Raw genomic sequence first — 25,517 nt, forward strand, 5'->3', positions numbered from 1 at the left:
CATTCAAGACCCAAACGAGGCGTGGTCGAAAGGGCAGATCACATGTACATGAAACGACTTCTGACTGCAGCATACCTCGGTGCGGCTCTCGCATCGACGGCGCTGACCCCGGTCAACGCAGAAGTCCTGCGCGTTCTGCAGGGCCAGGCGACCGAAGCACTCAACGTTCCGATGAACCGGGCCGTTGTCGTCGAAAGCGATGTTCCCTTCGCGGAACTGTCGATCGCGAACCCGGGCATCGCGGATATCTCCACGCTTTCCGATCGCTCCATCTACGTTCTCGGCAAGGCACCCGGGCGCACCACGCTCACGCTATTGTCGCCCGAGGGGCAACTGATCTCGAACGTCGACGTGCATGTCACGCCCGACATCGCCGAATTCAAGGAGCGTCTGCAGCAGATCCTCCCGGGCGAGAACATCGAGGTCCGGACCGCCAACGACGGCATCGTGCTGTCCGGCCAGGTCTCCTCGACCGCCAAGCTGGACCGCGCGCTCGACCTTGCGAACCGCTACGCCCCGGAACGGGTCTCGAACCTGATGGTGGTCGGCGGCACGCAGCAGGTCATGCTGAAGGTGCGCTTCGCCGAGATGAACCGTACCGTTACGAAGGCACTCGGTGGAGCGCTGCGGATACAGGGAACGGGGACGGATGGCAGCTTCGTCGGCGTGGGCGGCTCCGGCCTTGCCTCTTCGGCCGGCGGCGTCGGAGTAAGTTTCGGAATCGGCGACCTTGCCTTCCAGGTCGCGCTAGAAGCGCTTGAAACCAAAGGCATGGTCCGTACGCTGGCCGAGCCTAACCTGACGGCGCTTTCCGGGCAGGAAGCTAAGTTCCTGGCCGGTGGCGAATACCCTGTCCCGGTGTCTCAGGACGAAGACACGATCACCGTCGAGTACAAGCCGTTCGGTGTTGAACTCAACTTCACGCCGGTTGTTGTCGATCAGGACATCATTAACCTCACGGTCGACGCGGCAGTGTCGTCCATCGACCCGGCGAACGGCATTGATGTCAGCGGTTTCCAGATCGATGCCTTCAAGCGGCGCTCAACCTCGACCACGGTCGAGATGCGCGATGGGGAAAGCTTCGCGATCGCCGGCCTACTGCAGGACGACTTCCGAGATACCAACACCCAGCTTCCCTGGATCTCGGACGTTCCGATCCTGGGCGCTCTGTTCCGTAGCGCAGAATACCAACGCGCGCAGACCGAACTCGTCATCATCGTGACACCCCACCTCGTCACGCCGGTGGCGGGCGAGGCATTGGCGCTGCCAACTGACCGAGTGCGCATCCCGACCGAACGCGAGCTCTTCCTCTTCGGTGAAGTCGCCGGCAACCCGAACAAGGGCGCAGCCGCCGAGGTCGCCCGCCAGGACTTCAGCTCGTCCTACGGCTATGTGATGGAGTAAGGAGATGACCCGCATGCTTCCCAAGCTGCTTGCAGCCTCCGCCCTCCTCGCGCTGACCGCCTGTGGTGATTACGCCACCAGTTGGGACCGCGAACTTGGCTCCGAAGTCGACAAGGGCCAATTCGGCAACGCCACGATGAACAACACGCTGATCCAGACCGGCGAGTTGTCCTATACCGTGGCGCTGGCAGAACGGTTCGCGGCCGAAGTGCCTGACACGATCAACTTCGCCTTCAACAGCTCGGAACTTTCCGACGAGGCGCGGGCGATCCTGCAGAAGCAGGCGAACTTCATCAAGCAGTTCCCCGAGGTCCGCTTCCGGGTCTTCGGTCACGCTGATAAGGTGGGGTCGAATGCCTACAACCAGCGGCTCGGCCTGCGCCGCGCCCAGGCAGCGGTGGCCTATCTCACCTCGCTTGGCATCAGCCGTTCGCGGCTCGAAGCTGTCGTCTCCTACGGCGAGACGCGGCCCCTGATCGCCACCAACGAGGCGGAAGTCCGCAACCGCCGCACCGTGACCGAGGTGTCGGGCTTCGTGGGCAGCCACCCGCTGGTGCTGAACGGCAAGTATGCCGAGATCATCTGGCGCGACTACATCACCAGCGGCACGCGTGAGCATCTTGGCGAACGTGCCGACGCGGGCGCCGAAGGCGGCTGATCGACCCACCGCGGCAAAATTCAGAGGCCGGGCCTTGCGCCCGGCCCCTTCGTTTCCAGAATAGTGATAATCCCAGAAACAGGCTCTTTTAGCCCAATTATCGCCACCATTCTTGAACAAGGTCCGCCCATAGGATGAGTTTTTGGGGTCAGATTTCCCGAGGCTGCACCGACCCGGACCACGACGGCGAAGGCCTTGAAATCAAAAGATAACGACCCCGCACCGAAAGGACGCAACGCGAGATGACGAGCAAAGCCACTGTACAGAGCGATCCGGCGCCGATCCTCGCATGCACGATCTCCCGCGATGTGCAGCGATTCGATCTTCTGATCGACGACATGGAACAGGAGCTGGGCGAAGCCTGGGGCGATCTCAACTTCGAGGATGCTCTGGTCTTCCTCAAGCAGCCTGACAGCACCGGGATGCAATTCGTCGCCATCGCCGTCGACAGCGAGGACGAGACCGAACTGTCGAAGATGAACGACGTGATCAAGGCGGCCAAGGCCAAGAAGATCAAGGTCCTGCTCATCGCCAACCAGGTCAGCCCGTCGGTCCTGCACCAGATGCTGAAGCTTGGCGCCGACGACTTCGTCCCCTACCCTCTGCCCGAAGGCGCGCTGCATGACGCCATCGAACGCCTGCGGAAGCCCGCGCCGGTCATGCCCGACGGCTACGACCCCGAAACTGGCATGTTCAACCCGGTCTTCAAGGCAAAGGGCGACCGCAACGGCGTGATCCTGCCCGTGCACGGCATGGCCGGCGGCGTCGGCGCGACCACCTTCGCGGCGAACCTCGCCTGGGAACTGGCGCTGATCCCGGAAGCCGAGGGGATGCGCGTCTGCGTCATCGACCTCGACCTGCAGTTCGGCTCGGTCGCCACCTACCTCGACCTGCCGCGCAAGGAAGCGGTGCTCGAGATCCTGACCGACACGGCCTCGATCGACGCCGATTCGCTGATCAAGTCGATGCTCACCTTCAACGAAAAGCTGCACGTCTTCACCGCGCCCGCCGACATGCTGCCGCTCGAGATGGTGACGCCCGAAGACATCGGCCGGATCCTCGACACCGCGCAGGCAAACTTCGACTTCGTCATCATCGACATGCCCTCCACCGTGGTCGCCTGGACCGAGGCCGTGCTCACCCGGTCGCACGTCTACTTCGCGCTTCTCGAGCTCGACCTGCGGTCGGCGCAGAACATCCTGCGCTTCGTCCGCGCCCTGAAGGCCGAGGCCCTGCCGCATGAAAAGATCCGCTACGTGCTGAACCGCGCGCCGAAGTTCACCGACCTTTCGGCGAAGGCGCGGGTGAAGCGCATGGCCGAAAGCCTCGACATTGCCATCGAAGTGCAGCTGCCCGACGGCGGCGAACAGGTGACCCAGGCCAACGACCACGGCCTGCCCATCGCCGAAAGCGCGGGCAAGAACCCGCTCCGTAAGGAACTGCAGAAGCTTGCCAAGTCCTTGTACGACCTGAACAAAGCCGCTGAAACCGCCAAGGCCTGATTCAAGGGGAATGACCAGTGTTTAGCCGCTTCAAGAAAGATACCCCGCCCGGTGCCCGCCCGCTTCAGGGCACGGCCCCGGCGGCTGCCGCGGCCCCGACCGCCGCCGCCGCGGCCCGCGCTCCGGCCCAGCAGCCTGTGCAGCAGCGCGCCCCGGCCGAGGCCGTCGCCGCCGATCGCGAGAAGAAACGCAAGGAACGCCTGACCGAGCTCAAGGTCGAGATCCACAAGCGCCTTCTCGAGGACCTCAACCTCTCGGCGCTGGAATCTGCCAGCGAGCAGCAGCTTCGCACCGAAATCACCTCGCTGGCCGGCGAGGCGCTGGACGAGATGTCGGTCGCCCTGAACAAGGAAGACCGCCTCGCGCTCACCCAGGAACTCTACGACGAGGTCATGGGCCTCGGCCCGCTCGAGCCGCTTCTGAAGGACGACACGATCAACGATATCCTCGTCAACGGCCCCAAGCGCATCTTCGTCGAACGCGCCGGCAAGCTGGAACTGTCGGACGTCACCTTCCGCGACGAACGCCACCTCCTGCGCATCATCGACAAGATCGTCTCCGCCGTGGGCCGTCGGGTCGATGAATCGAACCCCTATTGCGACGCCCGCCTTCAGGACGGCAGCCGCTTCAACTGCATGATCCCGCCGATCGCGGTCGACGGCTCGCTCGTCTCGATCCGGAAATTCAAAAAAGAAAAGCTGAAGGTCGAGGACCTGGTCCGCTTCGGTGCCTTCACCGAGGAAATGGCCGCCTATCTCCAGGCCGCCGTGTCCTGCCGGCTGAATATCATCGTCTCGGGCGGTACCGGTTCCGGTAAGACGACCACGCTCAACGCGCTCTCGTCCTTCATCGACAACCACGAACGCGTCCTGACCATCGAGGACACGGCCGAACTTCAGCTTCAGCAGGTCCACGTGGGCCGCATGGAAAGCCGCCCGGCCAACGTCGAAGGCAAGGGGGCCGTCACCCAGCGCGACTGTCTGCGCAACGCCCTTCGTATGCGTCCCGACCGCATCATCGTGGGGGAAACCCGGGGTGAAGAGGTCATCGACATGCTGCAGGCCATGAACACCGGCCACGACGGGTCGATGACCACGATCCACGCGAACAACCCGCGGGACGCGATCAGCCGTCTGGAGAACATGGTCGCGATGGCCGGGATCGAGATGCCGCTGAAGGCGATGCGCAACCAGATCGCCTCGGCCGTCAACCTCATCGTTCAGGCCAGCCGTCTGCAGGACGGGACCCGCCGCATGACCTCGGTGACCGAGATCACCGGCATGGAAGGCGAAGTCATCTCCATGCAGGAGGTCTTCCGCTTCGAACGCCTTGGGGTCGAGCCGTCGGGCAAGATCATCGGCCGCTTCAACGCGACCGGCATCCGCTCGGCCTATTCGGACCGCTTCCGCCAGTGGGGCTACGACCTGCCGGCTTCCATCTACGAACCGATCATCTGACCGTCATGGAAATCAGCGCAGCACCCCTCATCTACATCATGATCTTCGTGGCGGTCGTCGTGATCGTCAACGGGATCTACCTGATCGTCTTCGGCAAATCGATCAGCCTGAACAGCCGAGTCAGCCGCCGTCTGACCCTGCTCGAGAAGAACGCGAACCGCGAACAGGTCCTGGAACAGCTCCGCAAGGAGATGAACCAGCACCTGAACGCGAAGAACATCCCGCTCTACTCGATGCTGGCCAAGAAGGCGCAGCGCGCCAACATCGCCTTCTCGCCCCAGGCGCTCATTGGGATCATGGCGGGCCTGTCGATCTTCGCCTTCCTGATGCTCTCGGTCTTCACCGCCGCCGAAACCGGCCTGCGCGTGGCCCTTGGCATCGCGATGGGTGTCGGCGGCGTCTTCTACTGGGTCAACAGCACCGCCAAGAAGCGGATGAACCTTCTCGAAGAGCAGCTTCCCGACTCGATCGAACTCATGGTCCGCTCGCTTCGCGTCGGCCACCCCTTCTCGACCGCCATCGGCATCGTCGCCAAGGAAATCCCCGACCCGCTCGGCTCTGAATTCGGCGTCATCGCGGACGAGGCCGCCTATGGCCGCGACGTGGCCGAAGCCCTCAAGGCCTTCGCCGAGCGCATGGACAGCCAAGACCTTCGCTTCCTCGCCGTCGCCGTGTCGATCCAGCAGCAGTCGGGCGGCAACCTGGCCGAGATCCTCGAAGGCCTTGCCAAGGTGGTCCGGGCGCGCTTCAAGCTCTTCCGCCGCGTCCGCGCCATCACGGCCGAGGCGAAGTGGTCCGGCATGTTCCTGTCGGGCTTCCCGATTGCGGCCCTGGTCATGATCAACGTCGTCCAGCCGGACTATTATGACGAGGTCAAGGAAACGACCGCCTACGTTCCGGCCGCGCTCTTCGTCGTCACCTTCCTCATCATCAACATCATCTACATGAAGGTGATGACCAACATCAAAGTGTAGGTCCTACCATGGGTTTCATCGGCGATATCTTGAACGGCCTGACCGAACGCTTCGGCCCGATGGCGCCGCTTCTGGCAGTAGGCCTCCTGGGGATGCTCCTGATCCTCCTGGCCCTGCCGGTGGTGATGAAGCGCCAGCGCGACCGCTTCCGCGAATTGAAGGACCAGGTCCCGAAGACCGGGACAGAAAAGAAGAAGGGCCTGCGCAAGGCCGACCGGATGGACAAGCTGGAAAAGTTTGCCCAGTTCCTGGAACCCCAGAAGAAGGAAGAGCTGTCGGCCGCAAAGCTGAACATGCTCCGCGCCGGCTATACCGGCAAGAACTCCGTCCGCATGTTCCACGCCATCCAGTTCCTGATGGCGATCCTGTTCCTCGTCGGCGGCCTGATCATCGCTCTGGTCAAGTCCATGTCGCAGGAAATGTCCGGGATGGACCTCCTCCTGCACAGCCTCCTGCCCTGCGCGATCGGCTACTACATCCCGCGCTACTACGTGAACAAGCGGATCGAAAAGCGGAAGACCGAGATCATCCAGGGCTTCCCCGATGCGCTTGACCTGATGCTCGTCTGCGTCGAGGCCGGCCAATCGCTTGACCAGTCGATCATCCGCGTCGGCAAGGAAAGCCGCGCGGGCTATCCCGCCCTTGCCGACGAATTCGATCTCGTCGCCCAGGAGGTTAAGGCCGGGAAAGAGCGGATTTCGGTGCTGAAGGACATGTCCGAGCGGGTCGGCGTTCCCGACGTCGCCTCCTTCGTGACCACGATCATCCAGTCCGCGACCTTCGGCACCTCGATCGCCGATGCGCTCCGCGTCTACTCGGCCGACATGCGCGACAAGCGCATCATGCGCGCCGAAGAGAAAGCCAACATGTTGCCGACGAAACTGACCCTGGGCACTATGCTGTTTACAGTTCCGCCGCTTCTGGTCATTCTCATCGGGCCTTCCGTCTACGGAATGGTGACAATGATGGGCGAGCTTGCAGGCAGCCTCTGAAACGGGAAACGACTTGCGCCACGCGGCGATACTGACCGTCTGCGCTATCCTTCTGGCCGGCTGCACGCCGGCCGGAGGCGTTTCCAGGAACAGCCCCTATGGTGTCGACGCCAACGGTGACGCGGTCAGCGGGATGACCGTTGGCCATCGGCTGATGGAAGCGGGCGAATACGAGCTTGCTCTCAAGGCCTATCTCCGCGGCGCAAGCGAGACGGGGATCAACGCCGACGTTCTCTCTTCCATCGGGTCGGCCAACCTGGCGCTAGGCCGGCTTGGCCAGGCCGAAAAGATCCTGGAGCGCGCGCTCGAACTTGATCCGAACTTCGTGCCGGCGGTCAACAACCTTGGCGTCGTCATGATGGAGCAGGGCAAGACCGGCGAGGCGCGCGTTCTGTTCCAGCGCGCCTTTGCGCTGGATAGTGGCGAAACGGACTCGATCCGCGAAAATCTGATGCTCGCTATCGCCCAAAGCGAGGCGAATGTGTATGATCCCGAGCAAGAACAAGAAAAAGGCGGGTTCCGTCTCGTCCGGCAGGAAAAAGGCAAGTTCGTTCTCCTGTCCGATCTCTAGGCGGTGCCCTGAGCAGTCAACAAAAAGGACGCTTAAGATGCGCCATCCGGTTATTGCCATGCTGTGCCTTGGCAGCACGGTTGCCCTGTCTGCCTGTCAGAAGAACTCTGACGCTCAGGTGCAACGGGCCCTCAAGGACGTCAACGTCATCGACGAGACCAACCTCAACGACGTGATGCTCACCGTCGCCGACCCCAACGAGGCGGTCGACTACTTCACCCGCACCCTGCAGCAGAACCCCGACCGCATCGACGTGATGCGCGGTCTGGCGCGGTCGCTTGTCCGGGCGCAAAAGCCGACCGAGGCGGCCCAGGTCTGGCGCACCGCCGTGGCGCATCCGGACTCCACGCCCGAGGACCGGGTGATGCTGGCCGATGCGTTGATCCGCTCGAACCAGTGGCCGGAAGCCAAGGCCGAACTGAACCAGATCCCGCCAACCCATGAAAGCTTCGACCGTTACCGGCTGGAAGCCATGGTCGCCGACAGCGACAAGAACTGGAAGAAGGCGGACAGCTTCTACGAGATCGCTGCCGGGCTGACCACCACCCCGGCTGGCGTGCTGAACAACTGGGGCTTCTCGAAGCTGACCCGCGGCGAACATGCGGGCGCCGAGAAGCTTTTCATGGAAGCGCTGACTTACGATCCGTCGCTTTTCACCGCGAAGAACAACCTCGTCCTCGCCCGGGCCGCCCAGCGCAAGTATGACCTGCCGGTGGTTCGGATGACGCAGACCGAACGCGCCGAACTGCTCTATTCCATGGCGCTTGCGGCGATCAAGCAGGGCGATGTCTCGGTCGGAAAGGGCCTTCTGAACCAGGCCATTGAAACCCATCCCAAGCACTTCGAAGCCGCCGTCCGCAGCCTTGAAGCCCTCGATGCCAATGTGAAGATGTAATGCTTGAACCAGTTGATGCGATGATCCTTCTGGTCCCGGTCCTGCCCATCGCGATCTGGGCAGCCGTTTCGGACCTGAAGCGGATGAAGATCCCGAACACAGCCGTACTGGCGATGGCGGCCGTCTGGCCGCTCATCGGCTGGTACGTCGTCCCGTGGGAATCCTGGCTCTGGGGCTTTGCCATCATGGCCGTGGTCTTTGTGGCGGGGTTCCTGCTTTACCTGACCGGGACCTTCGGGGCGGGGGATGCCAAGTACAGCGCCGCCATGTCCGGCATCTTCGTGGGCGGCAACATCGGAGAGATCCTGCTGATCATCTTCGTCAGCATGATCGGCTCGCTCATCCTGCACCGGATCCTGCGAAGCATGTCCTTCGTGCGCAACAGGACGCCGGACTGGGAAAGCTGGACGCGCAAGCGCTTCTTCCCCTTCGGCATGGCGCTCTCGTGCATCGTGGTCTTCTACCTTCTTGCCGCCATCTGGCCACAGGGCTGACACAAGTTACGTCTACGACTCAAATCGAAGCTGTTTGCTACGATTGTTTACGGAGCTTGTAGAATGAACGCTGAAGCACCGGTGTCCGGCGTCCAACCGCCGCCCTCGCCCCGTTCGCTGGCCGATACGGGGCTTTCCACCGTGATGATGCGGGACATCCTCCTGAAGTCGATGTTCCGCACCAACCAGGATCAGGTTTCGGTACTGTCGAAGACGGTCTGCCTGCCGGTGCCGCTGACGCAGGAACTGATGGACCTCTGCCGCTCGCAGAAATTGGTCACGGCAACGGGCACGCTGCACGCGACCTCGGGCAACGAGATGGGCTACGAGCTGACCGACGCCGGCAAGGCACGCGCGCTCGATGCGCTCTCGCAGTCCGAATACTATGGCGCGATGCCGGTGCCGCTGGACCAGTATTCCATCCAGATCAAGCGCCAGTCCGTCCGCGACATCCGGCTGAACCGCGAGCAGCTGATGGCCGGCATGGGCCACCTGATCCTGCCGCCCGACCTGATCGACAACCTCGGCCCCGCCGTGACCTCCGGCCGCTCGATCCTCCTCTACGGACCGCCCGGCAACGGCAAGTCGTCGATCTCGCACGGCATCCGCGCCGCGCTTGGCGACAAGGTCTATGTCCCGCGCGCGATCGAGTATTCGGGCCAGATCATCAGCGTCTACGACCCGATCGTCCACTCCGCCGCCGAATCCGCCGTGGACGACCCGAACTCGCTCCGCCGCACCTCGAACCGCTTCGACAACCGCTATGTCTACTGCGAACGCCCCTCGGTCATCACCGGCGGTGAACTTTCGCTCGACATGCTGGACCTGAACTACAACCCCACCGCCCGCACCTACCAGGCGCCCCTGCAGCTGAAGGCCACCGGCGGCATCTTCATCATCGACGACCTTGGCCGCCAGGCCGAACCGCCGCAGAAGATCGTCAACCGCTGGATCGTGCCGCTGGAAGAAAGCCGCGACATCCTGGCGCTGCAGTCGGGCGAAAAGTTCACGGTGCCCTTCGACACGCTTGTGATCTTCTCCACGAACTTCCACCCCAACCAGATCTTCGACGGCGCGGCGCTGCGTCGTATCTTCTTCAAGATCAAGATCGACGGCCCCAGCCAGGAGAACTTCCTGAAGATCTTCGCCATGGTCGCGCGCAAGAAGAAGATGCCCCTGGACGAAACCGCGCTGATGCACCTGATGAAGGTCAAGTTCCCGACGATCCAGAACAACTACGCGAACTACCAGCCGGTCTTCCTGATCGACCAGATGATCGCCGTCTGCGAGTTCGAGAACATCCCCTACCAGATGACCCCCGAACTCATCGACCGCGCCTGGGGCAACATGTTCGTCCGGCAGGAGGACATCGCGCACTAAGTGACCCAAATTCCTTAAGTAAGGAATTTGTCAAAATTCTTCCTTAAGAATTTTGGGGGCGTCACGCGAAGACCGTGACGCCCTTTTCCGTCACCACCGCATCCAGCCGCTGGTCGAACTGGTCAATCGGCACCTCCGCCATCTCCTGGGCCGAAAACGCAAATCCCACCGCCAGCACCGGCCCCCGCGCGCGCAACAGCTCCAGGGTCCGGTCGTAGAACCCCCCGCCGTAACCCAGCCGATAGCCCCGCGCATCGAAAGCCAGCATCGGCACGATCACCACTTCCGGCTCCAGCCACGCCCCCTCCTCGGGCACCAGCGCCTTGAACGTCCCCTCAACCATCCGACACCCCGGAGACCACTCCCGGAACCGCAGCGGAGCCGCCTTCGCCACGATCACCGGCACCCCGACCGGCCCCTGGTGCACCGCCATCGCCGGCAGAGGATCGATCTCCGACCGCATCGGCATGTAGCCCGACAGAACCTTGCCCCGGTGCGGAGCCAGGAAATCCGCCAGGATCTCCGCCGCCTGCCCCTGCCCCGCGGCAAAAGCCTCTGCCCGCCGCTGAAAGGCCTCTGCCCGAGCCGCTGCCTTGATATCCGTCATGTCAGCATCACCGTCGCCAGCCCCAGGAAGGCAAAGAACCCCATTACGTCCGTCAACGTCGTCACGAAGGTCCCCGATGCCAGCGCCGGGTCCAGCCCCATCCGCTCCAGCGTCAAGGGCACCAGCACCCCGCCCAGCGCCGCCACCACCTGGTTCACCATCATCGCCAGCGCCAGCACCGCTCCCAGATGCCAATCACCAAAGATCAGCACCCCGGCGGCCCCCAGGATCAGCGCCAGCCCAAGCCCGTTCATCAGCCCGGCCAGAAGCTCCCGCCGCACCACGCGCCCCGCATTGGCCCGCGTCAAGTCGCGCGTCGCCAAGGCCCGCACCGCCACCGCCAGGGACTGCGTCCCCGCGATCCCGCCCGTCGACGCCACGATCGGCATCAGCGCTGCCAGGGCCACCAGCTGCGCAATGGTTGCTTCGAACTGCGTGATCACCAGCGCCGACAGGCTTGCCGTGAACAGGTTCACCACCAGCCAGGGCAGCCGCTGCTTCACCGTCTCCAGCGGGCCATCGCTCACATCCGCCTCGTCGCCGACGCCCGCCAGACGCAGCATGTCCTCCTCGTGCTCCTCGTCCAGCACGTTCATCGCGTCGTCGATGGTGATCACCCCCACCAGCCGCCCCGAGCCATCCACCACGGGACAGGAGATCAGGTGATACTGGTTGAAGATATAGGCGACGTCCGCCTCTTCATCCGTCGCCGCCACCGTGCGGAAGGAGTCCTCGGTAATCGCCTTCAGCGCCACGTCCCGCCCCGAGCTGAGAACGCGCCCAAGCGTCACGTAGCCCACCGGCATCATCCGCGGATCGACCAGGATCACATGATAGAACTGGTCCGGCAGATGCTCGGCACCCCGAAGGAAATCAATCGCTTCCCCCACGGTCCAGTGCTCCGGTGCCACCACCAGCTCGCGCTGCATGAGACGCCCCGCAGAGTGCTCCGGCCAGGCCAAAGCCTGCTCCACCGCCACCCGGTCCGCCGCATCCATCGCGCCCAGAAGGCGCCCCTGGTCCTCGGCCTCCAGATCCTCGACGATGTCCACCAGATCGTCCGAGTCGAGTTCCCGCAGCGCCTCGGCCACCACCTCGTCCGGCAGCGCATCCAGCACGTCCTCGCGGATCGCGTCGCTGATCTCGGACAGCACCTCGCCGTCGATGACCGCCGAGCCCATCGCCAGCAGCGCCTCGCGGTCGGTCTCGCTCACCTGCTCCAGAAGGTCGGCCACGTCGGCCGGGTGGACCGGCTCCAGCAGAGCCTCGACGCGTGCCGCATCGCCCGCCCGGGCCGCGTCCAGCGCCGCTTCGACCAGTTCGGCGTCCAGCCCTTCGGCCGTGTTCCTGACCGCTTCCGCCATGCGCGCCCCCTCGCCTCACCCGACCTTAGGCCGCTTTTCCGGCAACGGCAAAGCCTGTCGCCTCCCCATGCGCCTTCGCGCTTTTGCGAAACAGTTTCAAGCCTTGATCGTCAGTCGAAAATTTACCGCCGCCGGGAAACCCTCTACCCTGAGCCGGTTGAACAGGTGCCACATGACCGATCTTCTCCTGGGCCAGGTGCTCAGCTTCACCGGCGATCCCTTTCTGGACGGCCTCTCCGCCGCCCGCGTCTTCACGCACGGTGCCGTGGCCATCGAACACGGCCGCATCGCCGCGGTGGGCGAAGCCACTGTCCTCCGTGCCCGCTACCCCCAGGCCCGTGTGCATGACCACGGCCGGAACCTGATCTCGGCCGGCTTCATCGACGCCCATGTCCACTATCCGCAGACCGCGATCATCGCCTCCTGGGGCAAGCGGCTGATCGACTGGCTGAACACCTACACCTTCCCCGAGGAAATGCGCTTCGCCGACCCGGCTTACGCGGACGAGATCGCGAACCGCTACCTCGACCTCGTCCTCGCCCGCGGCACCACGACCGTCTGCTCTTACGCCACCATCCATCCTGCGTCGGTAGACGCCATTTTCTCCGCCGCCCGTGCGCGCGGCATGCGCGTCTTTGCCGGCAAGACCTGCATGGACCGGAACGCCCCCGAAGGCCTGCGCGACACTGCCCAATCTGCCTACGACCATTCGAAGCGCCTCTTGGAGACATGGCACGGCCAGGACCGCCTCTCCTACGTGATCACCCCCCGCTTTTCACCGACCTCCACGCCCGAGCAACTGGCCGCCCTGGGCCAACTCTGGCGCGAACACCCCGACTGCCTGATGCAGACCCACCTCTCCGAGCAGACGGACGAGATCGCCTGGGTCAAGGAGCTATTCCCCCAATCCCGCGACTATCTCGACACCTACGAAGCCCAGGGCCTCCTCCGCGAGGGCGCCGTCTACGGCCACGCCATCCACCTGACCGAGCGTGAGAAATCGCGCCTCATCGAAGCCGGCGCCTCCCTCGTCCACTGCCCAACCTCGAACACCTTCATCGGCTCCGGCCTCTTCGACATGACGCTGGCGCAGCACCTGCGCGTCGGCCTCGCCACCGACACCGGCGGTGGTTCGAACTTCTCGATGCTCCCCACCATGGCCGCCGCCTACGAGGTCGCCCAGCTCCGCGGTCAGTCCCTCCACCCCGCGCACCTCTGGTGGCTTGGGACCCAAGGTTCCGCCCGCGCGCTCCGCGCCGAGGACCGGATCGGCAACCTTGCGCCGGGCATGGAGGCCGACCTCATCGTCGTCGACCTCGCCTCCACCCCCGCCATCGAACAGGCGACCCGCCGGGCCGAAGACCTCTGGCAGCAGCTGTTCCCCACCATCATGATGGGCGACGACCGCGCCATTGCCGAAGTCTGGGTCAACGGCAAACGCCTCGCTGCCTAGCGCTTTCACATTTGCCCAAATATCCCCGCCGGAGGCCCCCGAGGTTCTGCGCGTCCTTCACGCGCAGAGCCGAGACAAAAGGAACGCGCCGCAAGGCGCTCTATTTCGCAACCGTCCCGGCAGGTACCACGGTCATCCGCCTGGCACGACCGTGTCGGGAAAGCCGGCCAGCATGGTAAAGACCACCTGAACACGCCCGCACAACCCCTTGATTTCAAAGGGTCCAGAACCCCTAACCAGCGTGGACGGGCTACTCCGCCAGCTCCCAGCCATCGGGGTAGAAGTCGTGCTTCAACGCGATTTCCGTGGCCGCGTGTTCCCGCTCCCAGATCGCCTCCGGAGTGACCGGCATCGGCCCATAGGACGCGATCAGCGTGATCCCGTCCTTCAGCCGCCGCGTCCGGAAGCCAGCCAGCTTCAGTGCCCGCTCGAAGGCCGGCCAAGAGGCATCGTTCTCCTCCACGAAGAATTCGAACTCGACCACCGCCGTCTTCGGCAGGCTCACCCCCTTCGCCTGGCGAAAGGTCTGGAAGGTGTCGCGTCGCTGGGCGGCATAATCGTGGGACATCGGGGCCTCCTGAGGAGGGTTCTACCTCACTCCGTCCGGCTGCAGAAGCCCCGGTCGTAGGCCGCGCCCCATGTCCAGTCGCTGGCATTCAGCGCCTCGAAGCCCACCGGCTGCAACTGCCGCTCCACCCCGTCCTCGACGACCACCATGTTCCACAGATCGACGTCGCATTCCCGGGTGAACGGCTCACCGCCCGGATTGTAGAAGCGGGACAGGTTGTAGTAGCCCACGACCGTGTACTGGTTGTCGATGAACTGAAGCTGGGTCACGGACCGCCCCTCGGCGTCCTCGTCGGCAAACTCGACCACCACCTGCAGGATGCTGCCATCCGGGCCTTCCACCACCTCCAGAGCCTCTCGCGTGGCAAAGGCCGAAAGCTCGATCGCCGGGTTGTCGAACTCCGGCTCGCCCGTCCCCGCGGGCACCCCGTCCAGCGCCCCGCCCCAGATCGACAGGCGCAGCTTGTCCTCGGCCCGGCTCAGCCGTGCAAGGAAGTAGAACCCCTGCCGGGACGCGCCCGCCCAGTTGCCGCTGGCTTCGGCGATGAAAGTCTCTGCCCCCGAAGGGACGGCGGTGACAAGGGTCAGCAGCAGGGCGGCAAGGCGCATGGGTGTCTCCGGACTGTCCGGCGCGACCATCGCCCGGTTCCCCGCCTGGCGAAAGGCGGGAATACCCGACGCTTACCCCGCAAGCCGCTGGGCCAGGTGACGCTGGCGCTCCAAAAGACGGGGCAGGTCCAGCGTCACAATCTGGCCGGCCCGCACCACCTGCCGCCCCTCCACGATCAGGTCGCGCACCCGGGTCGGCCCGCAGAGGAGCAGCGCCGCCACCGGATCCCAGCTTCCCGCCGCCTCGATTCCCCGCAGATCCCAGATCGCGAGGTCGGCACGCTTGCCCGGCACCAGCTGCCCGAGGTCTTCGCGGCCCAGCACCCGGGCACCGCCCAGCGTGGCGATCTCCAGCGCCTCCCGCGCCGACATGGCATCCGCGCCCCGCGCCACCCGTTGCAGAAGCATCGCCATCCGGGCCTCGGCCACAAGGTTTCCCGCGTCGTTCGAGGCAGACCCGTCCACGCCAAGCCCCACCTTCACACCCGCGTCGCGCATCTGACGGACCGGAGCGATGCCAGAGCCGAGTCTACAATTCGAACACGGGCAATGAGCAATTCCGGTAAGAGATCGGCCAAAAAGTTCAATTTCCGAACTATCCAGCTTCACGCAGTGTGCGTGCCAGACGTCGGCCCCGGTCCAGCCCAGATCCTCGGCATACTGGCCTGGCCGGCAACCGAACTGGGCGAGCGAATAGGCGATATCCTCTTCATTCTCTGCCAGATGGGTATGCAGCATCACGCGCTTGTCCCGCGCCAGCAGAGCCGCATCCCGCATCAGGTCCCGGCTGACCGAAAAGGGGGAACAGGGCGCGAGGCCTACCCGCACCATCGCCCCCGGCCGGGGGTCGTGAAAACGGTCCACCACGCGGATCATGTCGTCCAGAATCTTCGGCTCCCGTTCCACCAGGCTGTCCGGCGGCAGGCCGCCTGCGCTTTCACCGATGCTCATCGCTCCCCGCGTCGGGTGGAACCGCAGTCCCACCTCTTCCGCCGCCGCGATGGTATCGTCCAGCCGCGCGCCGTTCGGATAGAGATAGAGGTGATCCGAGGTCATCGTGCAGCCCGACAGCGCCAGTTCGGCCAGCCCGACCTGGGCCGAGGTGAACATCTCCTCCGGCCCGAACTTCGCCCAGATCGGGTAAAGCGTCTTCAGCCAGCCGAACAGCAGCGCATCCTGCCCACCCGGGACCGCGCGGGTCAGGGTCTGGTAGAGGTGATGATGGGTGTTCACCAGGCCGGGTGTGACGACGCAGCCCCCCGCGTCGATCACCTCGGCTCCTGGCGCGTGAAGGCCGGTCCCGACGGACAGGATCACCCCGTCCCGGATATGGACATCCCCGCGCGCAATCTCGGCGCGCTGGTCATTCATCGTCACGACGACGTCGGCATTGCGGATCAGCGTTTCGGACATGGGTGCTCCCTGCACCCTTCGGCCCGGCTCCATGCCCCAGGACCGCGCGTCAGAAGGGAGAAGGACACGCACGGCGGAGGCAGTATAGCCGCAGCGCCGCCCGCAGGAAAGCTCAGCCGTTCAGAAGAGCCAGCGCCTCGGCGTGCAGCGCGCGGCTGGACGCCGCCAGGATCTGCCCACCCTCGAGCGCGGGTCGGCCCTGCCAGTCGGTAACGATGCCACCCGCCGCCTCGATCACCGCAATCGGGGCCTGCACGTCATAGGCCTGCAACCCCGCTTCGATCACCAGGTCGATCTGTCCGGCCGCGATCAGCGCATAGGCATAACAGTCGGTGCCGTAGCGGACGAGTTTCGCCCCTGCTGCCACGCGCCGGAAGGCCGCACCTTCAGCGGGCGTCCCGACTTCGGGGAAGGTCGAGAAGAGAATCGCTTGCGACAGCGGTCGGTGCGGGCGGACAGCAAGCGCCGCTTCGCCCATGGGGCCGGTGACAAGGGCGCGACCGAGGCCACCCTCGAACCGTTCGCGGATGTAGGGTTGGTCGATGATCCCGAACAGCGGACCTTCGGCGTCCCGGACCGAGATCAGCACACCCCAGGTCGGTGTGCCGGAAAGATAGCCGCGCGTGCCGTCGATCGGGTCCAGCACCCAGGTCAGGCCAGAGGTCCCCGCGCGTGCGCCGAACTCCTCGCCCAGGACACCGTCTTCTGGACGGCGCCGGGCAAGGACTTCGCGCATACGCTCTTCGGACAAGCGGTCGGCGGCCGTCACCGGGTCGAAGCGTTCGGTTTCCTTGGTTTCGGCCGCAAGATCCCGCGTCCGGAAGTAGGAGAGTGTGGCAACGCGCGCCACATCCGCCAATTCATGCGCCGTCGCGATCAGCTCGGACGCCAAACCCGTGGAAACCCGCATTCTGTCCTCATGGCCTGCCGGACCGCGCGTGAGGGGTCCGCCCCAGGGGCGCGCTAAACGCCCCAGGGGACGAGGTCAAGGCACCTTTCAGGCGGCTTCGGATAGAACCCGGGCCAGGTCGAACAGGCGACGGCGCTGCGCTTCGGGGATCGCGTAGTAGGAACGGACCAGTTCCAGCGCTTCCTTGTCCGACATCATGTCGCCGTGGGCATAGGCCGCGGCCGCCTGACCTTCACCCAGTCCTTCGAAGAAGAACGAGATGGACACGCCCAGCGCATCGGCCACATCCCACAGGCGGGAGGCGCTGACGCGGTTCATGCCGGTCTCGTACTTCTGGATCTGCTGGAACTTGATGCCCACCTTGTCGGCCAGTTGCTGCTGGGTCATGCCCACCATCCAACGGCGGTGACGGATGCGCTTGCCGACATGTGCGTCTACGGGATGCTTCATTCTGTACTCCAAAAACGTGTGTCCGTTCCCCTCGCTGTTGTATAAGCAAATTCCGTGCCAATCTTTCGGAGGGAGGAGAAGTTCGTGAAAAAAATTGGAACCGGGGCAAAACCTGTCCTTTTGGACATGTCGAATTACACAATCGTATAACACACGGTGTGGTTGTCCTGACCTGCCCGCACAGGCAGCACGACCGAATCAGCGCTCGCCCTAAAGTGGTATCGCATTTCGCGTTGCATTTTGCATAGCGCTCCGAGGGACTGTCGCATTTTGCGAAAGTTTGATCATTGCATTGCAAGAAACTGTACGCGGGTTAAAACCTGCACACTGTAGGTAGTAGAAACAACCCGACACAGAAGGGTCTTCCATGCGCGCCTGGCAAGTTCCCGCGTTCGGCAGCAAGCCTATCCTGTCCGAGATCGCGGAGCCAATACCCGCTAAAGGCGAACTTGTCCTCCGGGTGGAAGCAGTCGGGCTCAACTTCGCGGATATGCTTGCAATTGAAGGCAAGTACCAGGTTCGGCAGACTCCTCCCTTCGTGCCCGGCATGGAAGTCTCGGGCGTGGTCGAAAGGCTCGGGCCGGAGACCGCGGGACCTGCCCCGGGCACGGCGGTGCTGGCGACCTGCGCCGCAGGCGCGCTTGCCGAGCGGATCCGGCTTCCGGCGAGCCGGGTCAGCCCCGTTCCGGCCGAGATGGGCTTTGCCGAGGCGGCGGGCTTTCCGATCGCTTATGGCACTTCCCATCTTGCCCTGACCCACAAGGCCCGGTTGCAGCCCGGAGAGACGCTCTTCGTGACCGGCGCGGCCGGGGGCGTCGGGCTGACCGCGGTCGAGATCGGCAAGCGGCTTGGCGCCCGGGTCCTGGCCTCGGCGCGCGGGGACGCTCGCCTTGCGGTAGCGCGCGAGGCCGGGGCGGATGTGCTGATCGACAGCGACGCGCCCGACCTGAAAGACCGGCTGCGGGCGGAAGGCGGGGTGGACGTGGTCTATGATGCCGTGGGCGGCCCGGCCTTTGATGCCGCCATGCGCGCCTGTCGCCCGGACGGCCGACTTCTGGCGATCGGCTTCGCTTCGGGCGAGGTCCCGCAGATCCCTGCCAACATCCTGTTGGTCAAGAACCTTACCGTGTCGGGCTTCTGGTATGGCGGGTACGAGACGCACGCGCCCGACCTCGTCTCTGCCAGCATGGCCGAGCTTCTGCGCTGGCGGGCCGAGGGGCTGATCCGGCCCCATGTCAGCCACGTCCTGCCCTTCGATGCCTTCCCCGAAGGACTCGCCCTCCTGCGCGAACGGAAGGCTACCGGAAAAGTGGTCATCCGCGTCGGTCAGGAGCCGTAAGCGCAGCGAAGCTCGCTGACCAGAAGATCCAGCGCCTCGTCCGACCGGCGGCTGCCGCGGTAGAGCGCCAGCTTCATGTCGCCCACCGCGGGCAATTGGTTCTCGGCACCGATCGGGCTCATGCCCTCTGGAATGCTGCTGGCCAGCCGGACCGACACGGCAAGGTCGGCCGCCACCGTCGCCTCGACGGCCTGCTCGCTTTCGCCGCCGGTCGCCATCTCCCACGGGATGCCCGCTTCCTCCAGCGCTGCCTGGGCGCGCGGGCGGAAGATGCAGGTGTCCTTGAACCCCAGCCGCAGCGGCCGCCTTTGCCAGGCATTGCCGTCCGGGGCACCGACCCAGACCAGCTCGCGCGTCGACAGAACCTCGGCGCCCGGGTCAGGAGTATCCTCGGTCGTCAGCATCACGTCGAACGCCCCGCGCGCAAAGTCCTGCTTCATCAGGATGGTGAAAGACGACACCAGATTGATCCGCACCCGCGGGTAGGCCTGGGCCATGCGGCGCAGGATGCCCGGGATCGCCGGATAGACCACGTCATGCGGCACACCCAGCCGGATCTCGCCCTGGCAGCAGGTCGCTGCCAGCTGTGACAGCGCTTCGTCGTTGAGCGCCAGCATCCGCCGGCCGTAGGACAGAAGCTGTTCTCCCTCGGGCGAAAGCGCGAGCTTCCGCGCCGCGCGCAGGAAGAGCGACATCCCCAGCGACTCTTCCAGCCGCTTGATCTGCATCGAGACGGCCGACTGTGTCAGGTTCAGATAGCCCGCCGCCCGCGTCACCCCGCCCACATCGGCGACAGTCACGAAGGAACGAAGCGAGGCGAGGTCAAGGTTGCGCGGCATATCACGGATCCTGATGGAATGTCTAACAATCATTCGTTTCCATCATGCTCTAGGAAGGCGCATTGTTCAAGCATCCTGATGCGACCGCATCGCCCCATGACAAAACCGAATGATGGAGCCCGCCATGACCAGCTTCCGCCTTGCTCTCCCGCTTGCCTTTCGCCCTGCCCGCGTGGCGCGCATTCCCGGCCGGTTTCTCGCCCGCCTGATCGCCATCGAGGCCATGGCCCGGTCCCGCCGGAGCCTTGCCCGCCTCGACGACCATCTCCTGCGTGACATCGGGCTGACACGGGCCGAGGCAGAAGCCGAGGCGGAGAAATCCGCCTGGGATTCCCCTCTGCACTGGAAGGGCTGAAAAGTTGACACTTCCGCAAATTGGCCGCCTCCAAGGTTCTTGAAATGCACCAAGCGGTTCCCAATATTCTGTGCACGAGGTCGCGCCGGTCCCCCCGGCGTTGCCCTTAGGGACAACATCGGAGGCTTCTATGGCTCAGTACGATACGATCCGCAGCGTTGGCGTTGGCGCCAGCGTCCGGATCGATGAAGGGCTTCGCGCCCATATGAACAAGGTCTACGGGCTGATGTCCGTGGCCATGCTGGTCACCGCCGGCGTGGCATGGGCGGTCGGCACGTCGGACGCGCTTCTCTCGATCTTCCGCGACCCGATGACGCTGCAGCCCAACATCCTGGGCTGGATCGTCATGTTCGCCCCTCTCGCGATGGTCTTCGCGTTCGGCGCGATGATCAACCGGATGTCGGCAGCGGCCGCGCAGCTGTTCTTCTACGCCTTTGCCGCCGTCATGGGCCTGTCGCTGGCCTGGATCTTCAAGGCCTTCACCGACACCTCGATCGCGACGACCTTCCTCGCCACCTCGGCAGGCTTCGCGGGTCTGTCGCTCTACGGCTACACGACCAAGCGTGACCTGTCGGGCCTTGGCCGCTTCCTGATGATCGGCCTCATCGGCCTTCTGGTCGCGATGCTGGTGAACCTGTTCGTCGGCTCCTCGGGCCTCGCCTTCGCCATCTCGGTGATCGGCGTGCTGATCTTCGCTGGCCTGACCGCCTATGACACGCAGAACATCAAGAACAACTACATCGCCCACGCACAGGCGATGGATGAAGAGTGGCTGGCGAAGTCCGCGATCATGGGCGCGCTGAACCTCTACATGAACTTCATCAACCTGTTCATGTTCCTGCTGCAGTTCCTCGGCAACCGCGAGTAACGCGGGGGCCAGCGAAACCTCAAAGGGCCGGTCGAAAGACCGGCCCTCATCTTTTGCGGGGCAGCTCCTCCTCAAGATCGGCCAGCATCCGCAGGACTGGAAAGTCGATCCCTGGCCCCAACGCCAAGTCCTTCGGATGCATGATCCGGAATCCCAGCGCCTGATAAAACGACACAGCGGTCCGGGTCGACAGGCAGTCCAGCCAGCGGACCCCGGCCTCGCGCGCCTCTAGCATCACCCGCGTCATGATCATCCGGCCAAGGCCTTGCCGCACGACGTCAGGATCAGTGGCCACATGTCGCACGTGGCCGCTCCTCTCCACCTCATGGCCCGAGGGACTGCGCCATGACCAGCCACCCGCGGCGAGGATCCGGCCCTGGGCGTCCTCGGCCACGAAGTAGCGCCCGGACTGCAGAAGTTCGGGCTGGGCGCGGGCAAAGCGCGGCACCGCCAGCACGAGGGTCGAGGGCGGATAGTCCGGGGCAAGCAGCCGGGAATAGCTGCGCCCGAGAAGCCGGTCCAGCGCGGCCAGGTCCGACGGCAGTGCCGTCCGAAGGGTGATCGTCTGCGCCATGCCGAAGAAGGATGGGGCGGTTCGGCGGAAAGGAAAGGCCTAGGCCACGACCGCGCCGAAGACCTTCCCCACACTCCAAGTCACCGCCATCGCCACCGCGCCCCAGAACGTCACCCGCAGGACTGCCCGCGTCATGCTTGCACCGCCCGCCTTGGCCCCCACCGCACCCAGAAGCGCCAGGAAGACCAGCGACAGTCCCGTCACCCAGAGCGCAAGCTGCGGCTCGGGTGCCAGCGCCGCCGCCGCCAGTGGCAGGGCCGCACCCACCGCGAAGGTCAGGGCCGAGGCCCCAGCGGCGACCAGCGGCCGCGCTTCTGTATGCTCGAAGATCCCCAGTTCATCGCGCACATGCGCCGCCAGCGGGTCCTTTGCATGCAAGGCCTCGGCCACCTGCCATGCAAGTTCCGGTGGGACACCGCGGTCCTCGTAGATCCCGGCCAGCGCCCGCAGCTCCTCGGCCGGGTCGGCCGCGATCTCGGCCCGCTCGCGCGCGATGTCCGCCGCTTCCGTATCGGACTGCGAAGAGACGCTGACATATTCCCCGGCCGCCATCGACAATGCCCCGGCGGCAAGACCGGCGGCTCCTGCCACCAGCACTTCTGCCCGACCCGAGGCCGCCGAGACCCCCACGATCAGCGAGGCCGTCGAGACGATCCCGTCGTTCGCACCCAGGACGGCCGCCCGCAGCCAGCCCACCCGCGCGACATAGTGTTCTTCCCGGTGCTTGCGTTCCATCGCACGGCTCCTCTGTTCGTTGCCAGAAGGGCCCGTCACCAGGGCCGGGTCAATGACATAGGTCAGATCGGCCGTCAGCGCTGGCTTAAGTCAAAGGAAAAGGGCCGCATCCCACCGGACGCGGCCCCGTATTCCTGCAGTCGGCGCGATCTTACTTGATCTTGCCTTCCTTGTATTCGACATGCTCCCGCTTCACGGGGTCGTACTTCTTGATGACCATCTTTTCGGTCATCGTACGGGCGTTCTTCTTGGTCACGTAGAAGTGGCCGGTGCCCGCGGTCGAGTTCAGGCGGATCTTGATGGTGGCGGGCTTTGCCATGGTCGTTTCCTCTGCATCGGGGAATCCATATCCCCCGGTGAAATCCTTGAAGCCCGCCTTTTAGCCATGCAGGCGGCAGAGTCAACCGCTATCGGCGCGCTTATTGCCACATCGCCGCGCGCAACTCCCACGGCGTGACCTTCCCGTCGCCATCACTGTCAGCGGCGTCGTACTGCGCCTTTTCGGCGGCCAGGAACTCGGCCATCGTGACCTTGCCATCGCCGTCGCCGTCCTTTGCCGCGAAGCGCGCTGCGTGGCGCTCCTGCATCGCGGGCGCCATGCCCCAAGGGTTCATCATTCCCATGCGGCCTGCACCGAACTCTCCCGCTTCCAGCGCGCCGTCCGCATTGACGTCCATCAGCGCAAACATCGCTTCGGCATGGGCCGCCGCTTCTTCCTCGGAAATGTCGCCGCTCTGATCTGCATCGAGACCGGCCATCATCGCCCCGCGGCCCATGCCGCCTCCCATTCCGCCTGGGGCGGCGCCCCAGCCCTGACCCATGCCCCAGCCCTGACCCATGCCGGGGCCAGCACCGTAGCCGGGCCCGGCGTCATAGCCTTGCCCCATGTAGCCCGGCCCCATCTGGCCCGGCCCCATCTGGCCCTGGCCCATATAACCGGGTCCCATGTCCCAGCCCCAACCTTGCCACCAGCCCTGTCCGGGACCGCCGCCCCAGCCTGGCTGACCCTGCGCCAGTGCCGCCGACGACGCACCGATGCTCAGCATCACGATAAGGCAGACTCGTTTCATGGTCCGGTCCTCCTGCAATCCGGTGACGCGCCATGCGCCATCCGTCGGGGGCAGAGAAGCAGGGCATGACCGCGTCGCGCGTTGACCAGGATCAATCGCACGCAAAGGTGAAGGGCCAAGCCGGAAACGAAGGAATTGCGCGGAGAGCCTGTAAGCCGGATTCTGTCCCGGGCTTTCGCCCATGGATGACCATTCCTCTGCCGACCGTGTCGCCACGGCGGTCAAGCTGCCAACCCGGGCCTCTCGGGCGTTGGCGTCCCTGCGGCGGTATCGGTCGCCCGACCAGCCCCGCGCGAGGCCCCTATTTGGCATTGCTCCGGGTGGGGCTTGCCGTGCCGGTCCGGTTGCCCGTCCCGCGGTGGGCTCTTACCCCACCGTTTCACCATCACCCTTGTGAACAAGGGCTGTCTCTTCTCTGTGGCGCTTTCCCTGGGGTTGCCCCCGCCGGGCGTTACCCGGCACCCTTGCCAACGGGAGTCCGGACTTTCCTCGAAACCTTGCGGCCCCGCGGTCATCCAGCCCTCCGCGCGCCGGTCAGTTAGGCATCACCGGGCGGTGCGTCAACTGCAAACCGCCGTAGCCCCGCCGCAAGGGCGCAGTCGGTCTCGTCCAGGGGACCGGCCGCCCAGGGCCGGAACCTCAACCGGAACGCCGCCAGCAGGGCCTCCGGCGCGGCATCGGGATAGCCGAAGGCGCGCAGGTCAGCCAGGAAACGCGACTTGTCGGGCGAAGCGCCTCCCTCCCCCCCCGTGGGAGAGGGCTGGGGTGGGGGGGCGCCCGTGGCATCCGGCCAGACCGCCAGCCCCTGCAGGGCCAACCGCCGCCAGTCGAACCGCGCGCCGGGATCGCCCTTCCGCTCGGGCGCCATGTCGCTGTGCCCGATGACCGCCTCGGGTCCCAGCCCGTGCCGCTCCATGACCTCCGCCAGCAACCGCTCCAACGCGGCCATCTGCGCCTCGGCAAAGGGCTCCCGCCCCGTGTTCGCGAGTTCGATCCCGATGGAGCGAGAGTTCACGTCACCCTCACCGCGCCATTCCCCCAGCCCCGCGTGCCAGGCGCGCGCGGCTTCATCGACCAGTGAAAGGACCGTCCCGTCCGCGTCGATCAGGTAGTGGGCCGAGACCTCGGCCAGCGGGTCGCAAAGACGCTCCAGCGCTTCGGCGCACGAGGGCATGGCAGTGTAATGCAGGACGACCAGTTCGACCCGGCCCCTGCCCCGCCTCTCGCCAAAGTTCGGCGAGGGATGCGTCAGGTTCACTGCAGCGCGGTGCGGAACGGGCGCGGGTCCCAGGTGCAGGCGAAGCCGTCGCCGTCCGGGTCGACGCCCATCCGGTCACGATCCGGACCGCCCTTGGCCAGGAAATCCTGCTGCGCCTGGTCGGGCGACGGGTACTTGGCGCAAGCCGAAGCCGCGCTCCGCACGCTCAGACCCGAACGCTTGTACATCTGCACGCCCGGCGCGTGGGTGGTCGCCAGCGCGAATTCCACGATGTTCGGCCCGGTATCGCCTGGCCGCGTCGGCAGCGCGCCCGGCTGGACCACGACATATTCCGCCCGGTTCCGCGCGATCCGTTCAGCATCGCTTTCGATGGTCTCGCGGGCCGAGACGGCGTTGAAGTCCTGTTCGTCCGAGATGCCGGTGTTGTTGTGCGCCACCTCGCCCGATTCTTCCTTGATCCCCGCCGGAGCCCCACCACGCGGGCGGTTGGTGCTGTCGGTCGGCGCGGTCGCGGGCAGCGGGGTCGGCGTCACGGCCACCGGGGCCGCCGCCACCGGTGCCACACCCTGTGCCCGGTCGATCGCAGCCGCAGCCGCAGCCGGATCAAATGCCCCGCCCGGAGGCGGCACCGTCACCGGAGCGCCCGCAGGGGCCGGAGCCGCCCCGCGGATGTAGGAATTGTAGTCCTGAAAGCCCACCCCTGACCCGGTTTCGGTGGTCGTGGGCGTGCAGGCCGCCATCAGAAGCGCAGCCATGACGGCGCCAGCGGCGGGAGGGAAGGTACGGCTCATTACTGCCTCAAGGGTGCGTTTCGCGGC

General features: G+C 65.2%; 28 protein-coding genes and 1 other RNA gene. 14 read left to right on the forward strand and 15 right to left on the reverse strand.

From position 1 onward, the window contains the following. Positions 1-42 precede the first annotated feature (42 nt). From ACE3Q6_RS09925 to ACE3Q6_RS09970, 10 genes are all read left to right on the forward strand, one after another. Positions 43-1,404, forward strand: coding sequence for a type II and III secretion system protein family protein (locus tag ACE3Q6_RS09925; protein ID WP_374431646.1), 1,362 nt, complete (start codon positions 43-45; stop codon positions 1,402-1,404). A 4-nt stretch (positions 1,405-1,408) separates the two neighbouring features. After that, positions 1,409-2,062 (forward strand): OmpA family protein, encoded by a 654-nt coding sequence (locus tag ACE3Q6_RS09930; protein WP_374431649.1) that lies wholly within the window; start codon positions 1,409-1,411, stop codon positions 2,060-2,062. Between the two features lie 242 nt (positions 2,063-2,304). Beyond that, positions 2,305-3,564 carry a CpaE family protein gene (locus ACE3Q6_RS09935; RefSeq protein ID WP_374431651.1) on the forward strand — a complete coding sequence of 420 codons (1,260 nt, stop codon included), beginning with the start codon at positions 2,305-2,307 and terminating at the stop codon, positions 3,562-3,564. A 17-nt stretch (positions 3,565-3,581) separates the two neighbouring features. Beyond that, the gene (locus tag ACE3Q6_RS09940) at positions 3,582-5,021 is read left to right on the forward strand and encodes a CpaF family protein (protein WP_374431653.1); all 1,440 of its coding nucleotides are present in this window, start codon (positions 3,582-3,584) and stop codon (positions 5,019-5,021) included. Between the two features lie 5 nt (positions 5,022-5,026). Continuing rightward, positions 5,027-5,995 carry a type II secretion system F family protein gene (locus ACE3Q6_RS09945; protein WP_374431655.1) on the forward strand — a complete coding sequence of 323 codons (969 nt, stop codon included), beginning with the start codon at positions 5,027-5,029 and terminating at the stop codon, positions 5,993-5,995. 8 nt (positions 5,996-6,003) lie between these two features. Then, positions 6,004-6,987, forward strand: coding sequence for a type II secretion system F family protein (locus ACE3Q6_RS09950; RefSeq protein ID WP_374431657.1), 984 nt, complete (start codon positions 6,004-6,006; stop codon positions 6,985-6,987). A 13-nt stretch (positions 6,988-7,000) separates the two neighbouring features. Then, a complete protein-coding gene (locus tag ACE3Q6_RS09955) occupies positions 7,001-7,558 on the forward strand; it encodes a tetratricopeptide repeat protein (protein ID WP_374431659.1) in 558 nt (185 codons plus the stop codon). Between the two features lie 37 nt (positions 7,559-7,595). Then, the gene (locus ACE3Q6_RS09960; protein WP_374431661.1) at positions 7,596-8,453 is read left to right on the forward strand and encodes a tetratricopeptide repeat protein; all 858 of its coding nucleotides are present in this window, start codon (positions 7,596-7,598) and stop codon (positions 8,451-8,453) included. Beyond that, on the forward strand, positions 8,453-8,947 hold the full coding sequence (locus ACE3Q6_RS09965; protein ID WP_374431663.1) for a prepilin peptidase: 495 nt from the start codon (positions 8,453-8,455) through the stop codon (positions 8,945-8,947). The genes ACE3Q6_RS09960 and ACE3Q6_RS09965 overlap by 1 nt, the downstream gene beginning before the upstream one ends. Before the next feature lie 63 nt (positions 8,948-9,010). Next, on the forward strand, positions 9,011-10,327 hold the full coding sequence (locus tag ACE3Q6_RS09970) for an ATPase (protein ID WP_374431665.1): 1,317 nt from the start codon (positions 9,011-9,013) through the stop codon (positions 10,325-10,327). Between the two features lie 61 nt (positions 10,328-10,388). On the opposite strand, the gene ACE3Q6_RS09975 is transcribed toward ACE3Q6_RS09970, so the two are convergent. Together ACE3Q6_RS09975 and mgtE are read right to left on the reverse strand one after the other, a co-directional pair. Next, positions 10,389-10,934, reverse strand: a complete 546-nt coding sequence (locus ACE3Q6_RS09975) for a 5-formyltetrahydrofolate cyclo-ligase (protein WP_374431667.1) — start codon at positions 10,932-10,934, stop codon at positions 10,389-10,391. After that, positions 10,931-12,298: a magnesium transporter gene (mgtE, locus tag ACE3Q6_RS09980; protein WP_374431669.1), complete on the reverse strand. Its 1,368-nt coding sequence runs from the start codon at positions 12,296-12,298 to the stop codon at positions 10,931-10,933. Before mgtE ends, ACE3Q6_RS09975 begins: the two co-directional genes overlap by 4 nt. Before the next feature lie 172 nt (positions 12,299-12,470). Here mgtE and guaD point away from each other — a divergent pair, with 172 nt between their 5' ends. After that, the gene (gene guaD / locus ACE3Q6_RS09985) at positions 12,471-13,751 is read left to right on the forward strand and encodes a guanine deaminase (protein WP_374431671.1); all 1,281 of its coding nucleotides are present in this window, start codon (positions 12,471-12,473) and stop codon (positions 13,749-13,751) included. A 250-nt stretch (positions 13,752-14,001) separates the two neighbouring features. Here the strand turns inward: guaD and ACE3Q6_RS09990 are convergent, their stop codons facing one another. The 5 genes from ACE3Q6_RS09990 to ACE3Q6_RS10010 all read right to left on the reverse strand — a co-directional run bounded on the left by ACE3Q6_RS09990 (position 14,002) and on the right by ACE3Q6_RS10010 (position 17,700). After that, complete coding sequence (locus tag ACE3Q6_RS09990; RefSeq protein WP_374431673.1) at positions 14,002-14,319, reverse strand: ribonuclease E inhibitor RraB; 318 nt, start codon at positions 14,317-14,319, stop codon at positions 14,002-14,004. 26 nt (positions 14,320-14,345) lie between these two features. Then, the gene (locus tag ACE3Q6_RS09995; protein WP_374431675.1) at positions 14,346-14,927 is read right to left on the reverse strand and encodes a hypothetical protein; all 582 of its coding nucleotides are present in this window, start codon (positions 14,925-14,927) and stop codon (positions 14,346-14,348) included. Between the two features lie 72 nt (positions 14,928-14,999). Beyond that, complete coding sequence (locus ACE3Q6_RS10000) at positions 15,000-16,340, reverse strand: 8-oxoguanine deaminase (protein ID WP_374431677.1); 1,341 nt, start codon at positions 16,338-16,340, stop codon at positions 15,000-15,002. Positions 16,341-16,452: 112 nt separating this feature from the next. Beyond that, positions 16,453-17,250: an inositol monophosphatase family protein gene (locus ACE3Q6_RS10005; RefSeq protein WP_374431680.1), complete on the reverse strand. Its 798-nt coding sequence runs from the start codon at positions 17,248-17,250 to the stop codon at positions 16,453-16,455. 87 nt (positions 17,251-17,337) lie between these two features. Further along, positions 17,338-17,700, reverse strand: coding sequence for a helix-turn-helix domain-containing protein (locus ACE3Q6_RS10010; RefSeq protein ID WP_374431681.1), 363 nt, complete (start codon positions 17,698-17,700; stop codon positions 17,338-17,340). Positions 17,701-18,067: 367 nt separating this feature from the next. Between ACE3Q6_RS10010 and ACE3Q6_RS10015 the strand changes: the two genes are divergently transcribed. Further along, entirely contained in the window at positions 18,068-19,039 is a 972-nt protein-coding gene (locus ACE3Q6_RS10015; RefSeq protein ID WP_374431684.1) for an NADPH:quinone oxidoreductase family protein, read from the forward strand. On the opposite strand, the gene ACE3Q6_RS10020 is transcribed toward ACE3Q6_RS10015, so the two are convergent. Further along, a complete protein-coding gene (locus ACE3Q6_RS10020; protein WP_374431686.1) occupies positions 19,027-19,878 on the reverse strand; it encodes a LysR family transcriptional regulator in 852 nt (283 codons plus the stop codon). The two genes, ACE3Q6_RS10015 and ACE3Q6_RS10020, sit on opposite strands and share 13 nt — an antisense overlap. A gap of 124 nt (positions 19,879-20,002) precedes the next feature. Between ACE3Q6_RS10020 and ACE3Q6_RS10025 the strand changes: the two genes are divergently transcribed. After that, the gene (locus tag ACE3Q6_RS10025) at positions 20,003-20,233 is read left to right on the forward strand and encodes a DUF1127 domain-containing protein (protein WP_374431688.1); all 231 of its coding nucleotides are present in this window, start codon (positions 20,003-20,005) and stop codon (positions 20,231-20,233) included. Positions 20,234-20,363: 130 nt separating this feature from the next. Continuing rightward, positions 20,364-21,101 (forward strand): Bax inhibitor-1 family protein, encoded by a 738-nt coding sequence (locus tag ACE3Q6_RS10030; protein WP_374431690.1) that lies wholly within the window; start codon positions 20,364-20,366, stop codon positions 21,099-21,101. 46 nt (positions 21,102-21,147) lie between these two features. Here the strand turns inward: ACE3Q6_RS10030 and ACE3Q6_RS10035 are convergent, their stop codons facing one another. From ACE3Q6_RS10035 to ACE3Q6_RS10065, 7 genes are all read right to left on the reverse strand, one after another. Next, positions 21,148-21,675: a GNAT family N-acetyltransferase gene (locus ACE3Q6_RS10035; RefSeq protein ID WP_374431694.1), complete on the reverse strand. Its 528-nt coding sequence runs from the start codon at positions 21,673-21,675 to the stop codon at positions 21,148-21,150. Positions 21,676-21,714: 39 nt separating this feature from the next. Then, entirely contained in the window at positions 21,715-22,410 is a 696-nt protein-coding gene (locus ACE3Q6_RS10040; protein ID WP_374431696.1) for a VIT family protein, read from the reverse strand. A gap of 151 nt (positions 22,411-22,561) precedes the next feature. Then, a complete protein-coding gene (rpmG, locus tag ACE3Q6_RS10045) occupies positions 22,562-22,729 on the reverse strand; it encodes a 50S ribosomal protein L33 (protein ID WP_135448918.1) in 168 nt (55 codons plus the stop codon). A gap of 100 nt (positions 22,730-22,829) precedes the next feature. Further along, positions 22,830-23,480 (reverse strand): EF-hand domain-containing protein, encoded by a 651-nt coding sequence (locus ACE3Q6_RS10050; RefSeq protein WP_374431698.1) that lies wholly within the window; start codon positions 23,478-23,480, stop codon positions 22,830-22,832. 135 nt (positions 23,481-23,615) lie between these two features. Next, positions 23,616-24,007: RNase P RNA component class A (rnpB, locus tag ACE3Q6_RS10055), an RNA gene on the reverse strand. Positions 24,008-24,018: 11 nt separating this feature from the next. After that, positions 24,019-24,738, reverse strand: coding sequence for an N-acetylmuramoyl-L-alanine amidase (locus tag ACE3Q6_RS10060; protein WP_374431700.1), 720 nt, complete (start codon positions 24,736-24,738; stop codon positions 24,019-24,021). Further along, positions 24,735-25,490: a hypothetical protein gene (locus ACE3Q6_RS10065; RefSeq protein WP_374431702.1), complete on the reverse strand. Its 756-nt coding sequence runs from the start codon at positions 25,488-25,490 to the stop codon at positions 24,735-24,737. Before ACE3Q6_RS10065 ends, ACE3Q6_RS10060 begins: the two co-directional genes overlap by 4 nt. Positions 25,491-25,517 lie beyond the last annotated feature (27 nt).

It is taken from the genome of Tabrizicola sp., assembly GCF_041913445.1.
In the GTDB taxonomy this organism is placed as follows: domain Bacteria; phylum Pseudomonadota; class Alphaproteobacteria; order Rhodobacterales; family Rhodobacteraceae; genus Tabrizicola.

Coding starts and splice junctions, on each gene's coding strand:
- ACE3Q6_RS09925 (WP_374431646.1), top strand. CDS start 43: ATGTACATGAAACGACTTCTGACTGCAGCATACCTCGGTGCGGCTCTC.
- ACE3Q6_RS09930 (WP_374431649.1), top strand. CDS start 1,409: ATGACCCGCATGCTTCCCAAGCTGCTTGCAGCCTCCGCCCTCCTCGCG.
- ACE3Q6_RS09935 (WP_374431651.1), top strand. CDS start 2,305: ATGACGAGCAAAGCCACTGTACAGAGCGATCCGGCGCCGATCCTCGCA.
- ACE3Q6_RS09945 (WP_374431655.1), top strand. CDS start 5,027: ATGGAAATCAGCGCAGCACCCCTCATCTACATCATGATCTTCGTGGCG.
- ACE3Q6_RS09950 (WP_374431657.1), top strand. CDS start 6,004: ATGGGTTTCATCGGCGATATCTTGAACGGCCTGACCGAACGCTTCGGC.
- ACE3Q6_RS09960 (WP_374431661.1), top strand. CDS start 7,596: ATGCGCCATCCGGTTATTGCCATGCTGTGCCTTGGCAGCACGGTTGCC.
- ACE3Q6_RS09965 (WP_374431663.1), top strand. CDS start 8,453: ATGCTTGAACCAGTTGATGCGATGATCCTTCTGGTCCCGGTCCTGCCC.
- ACE3Q6_RS09970 (WP_374431665.1), top strand. CDS start 9,011: ATGAACGCTGAAGCACCGGTGTCCGGCGTCCAACCGCCGCCCTCGCCC.
- ACE3Q6_RS09975 (WP_374431667.1), bottom strand. CDS start 10,934: ATGACGGATATCAAGGCAGCGGCTCGGGCAGAGGCCTTTCAGCGGCGG.
- mgtE (WP_374431669.1), bottom strand. CDS start 12,298: ATGGCGGAAGCGGTCAGGAACACGGCCGAAGGGCTGGACGCCGAACTG.
- guaD (WP_374431671.1), top strand. CDS start 12,471: ATGACCGATCTTCTCCTGGGCCAGGTGCTCAGCTTCACCGGCGATCCC.
- ACE3Q6_RS09990 (WP_374431673.1), bottom strand. CDS start 14,319: ATGTCCCACGATTATGCCGCCCAGCGACGCGACACCTTCCAGACCTTT.
- ACE3Q6_RS09995 (WP_374431675.1), bottom strand. CDS start 14,927: ATGCGCCTTGCCGCCCTGCTGCTGACCCTTGTCACCGCCGTCCCTTCG.
- ACE3Q6_RS10000 (WP_374431677.1), bottom strand. CDS start 16,340: ATGTCCGAAACGCTGATCCGCAATGCCGACGTCGTCGTGACGATGAAT.
- ACE3Q6_RS10005 (WP_374431680.1), bottom strand. CDS start 17,250: ATGCGGGTTTCCACGGGTTTGGCGTCCGAGCTGATCGCGACGGCGCAT.
- ACE3Q6_RS10010 (WP_374431681.1), bottom strand. CDS start 17,700: ATGAAGCATCCCGTAGACGCACATGTCGGCAAGCGCATCCGTCACCGC.
- ACE3Q6_RS10015 (WP_374431684.1), top strand. CDS start 18,068: ATGCGCGCCTGGCAAGTTCCCGCGTTCGGCAGCAAGCCTATCCTGTCC.
- ACE3Q6_RS10020 (WP_374431686.1), bottom strand. CDS start 19,878: ATGCCGCGCAACCTTGACCTCGCCTCGCTTCGTTCCTTCGTGACTGTC.
- ACE3Q6_RS10025 (WP_374431688.1), top strand. CDS start 20,003: ATGACCAGCTTCCGCCTTGCTCTCCCGCTTGCCTTTCGCCCTGCCCGC.
- ACE3Q6_RS10030 (WP_374431690.1), top strand. CDS start 20,364: ATGGCTCAGTACGATACGATCCGCAGCGTTGGCGTTGGCGCCAGCGTC.
- ACE3Q6_RS10035 (WP_374431694.1), bottom strand. CDS start 21,675: ATGGCGCAGACGATCACCCTTCGGACGGCACTGCCGTCGGACCTGGCC.
- ACE3Q6_RS10040 (WP_374431696.1), bottom strand. CDS start 22,410: ATGGAACGCAAGCACCGGGAAGAACACTATGTCGCGCGGGTGGGCTGG.
- rpmG (WP_135448918.1), bottom strand. CDS start 22,729: ATGGCAAAGCCCGCCACCATCAAGATCCGCCTGAACTCGACCGCGGGC.
- ACE3Q6_RS10050 (WP_374431698.1), bottom strand. CDS start 23,480: ATGAAACGAGTCTGCCTTATCGTGATGCTGAGCATCGGTGCGTCGTCG.
- ACE3Q6_RS10065 (WP_374431702.1), bottom strand. CDS start 25,490: ATGAGCCGTACCTTCCCTCCCGCCGCTGGCGCCGTCATGGCTGCGCTT.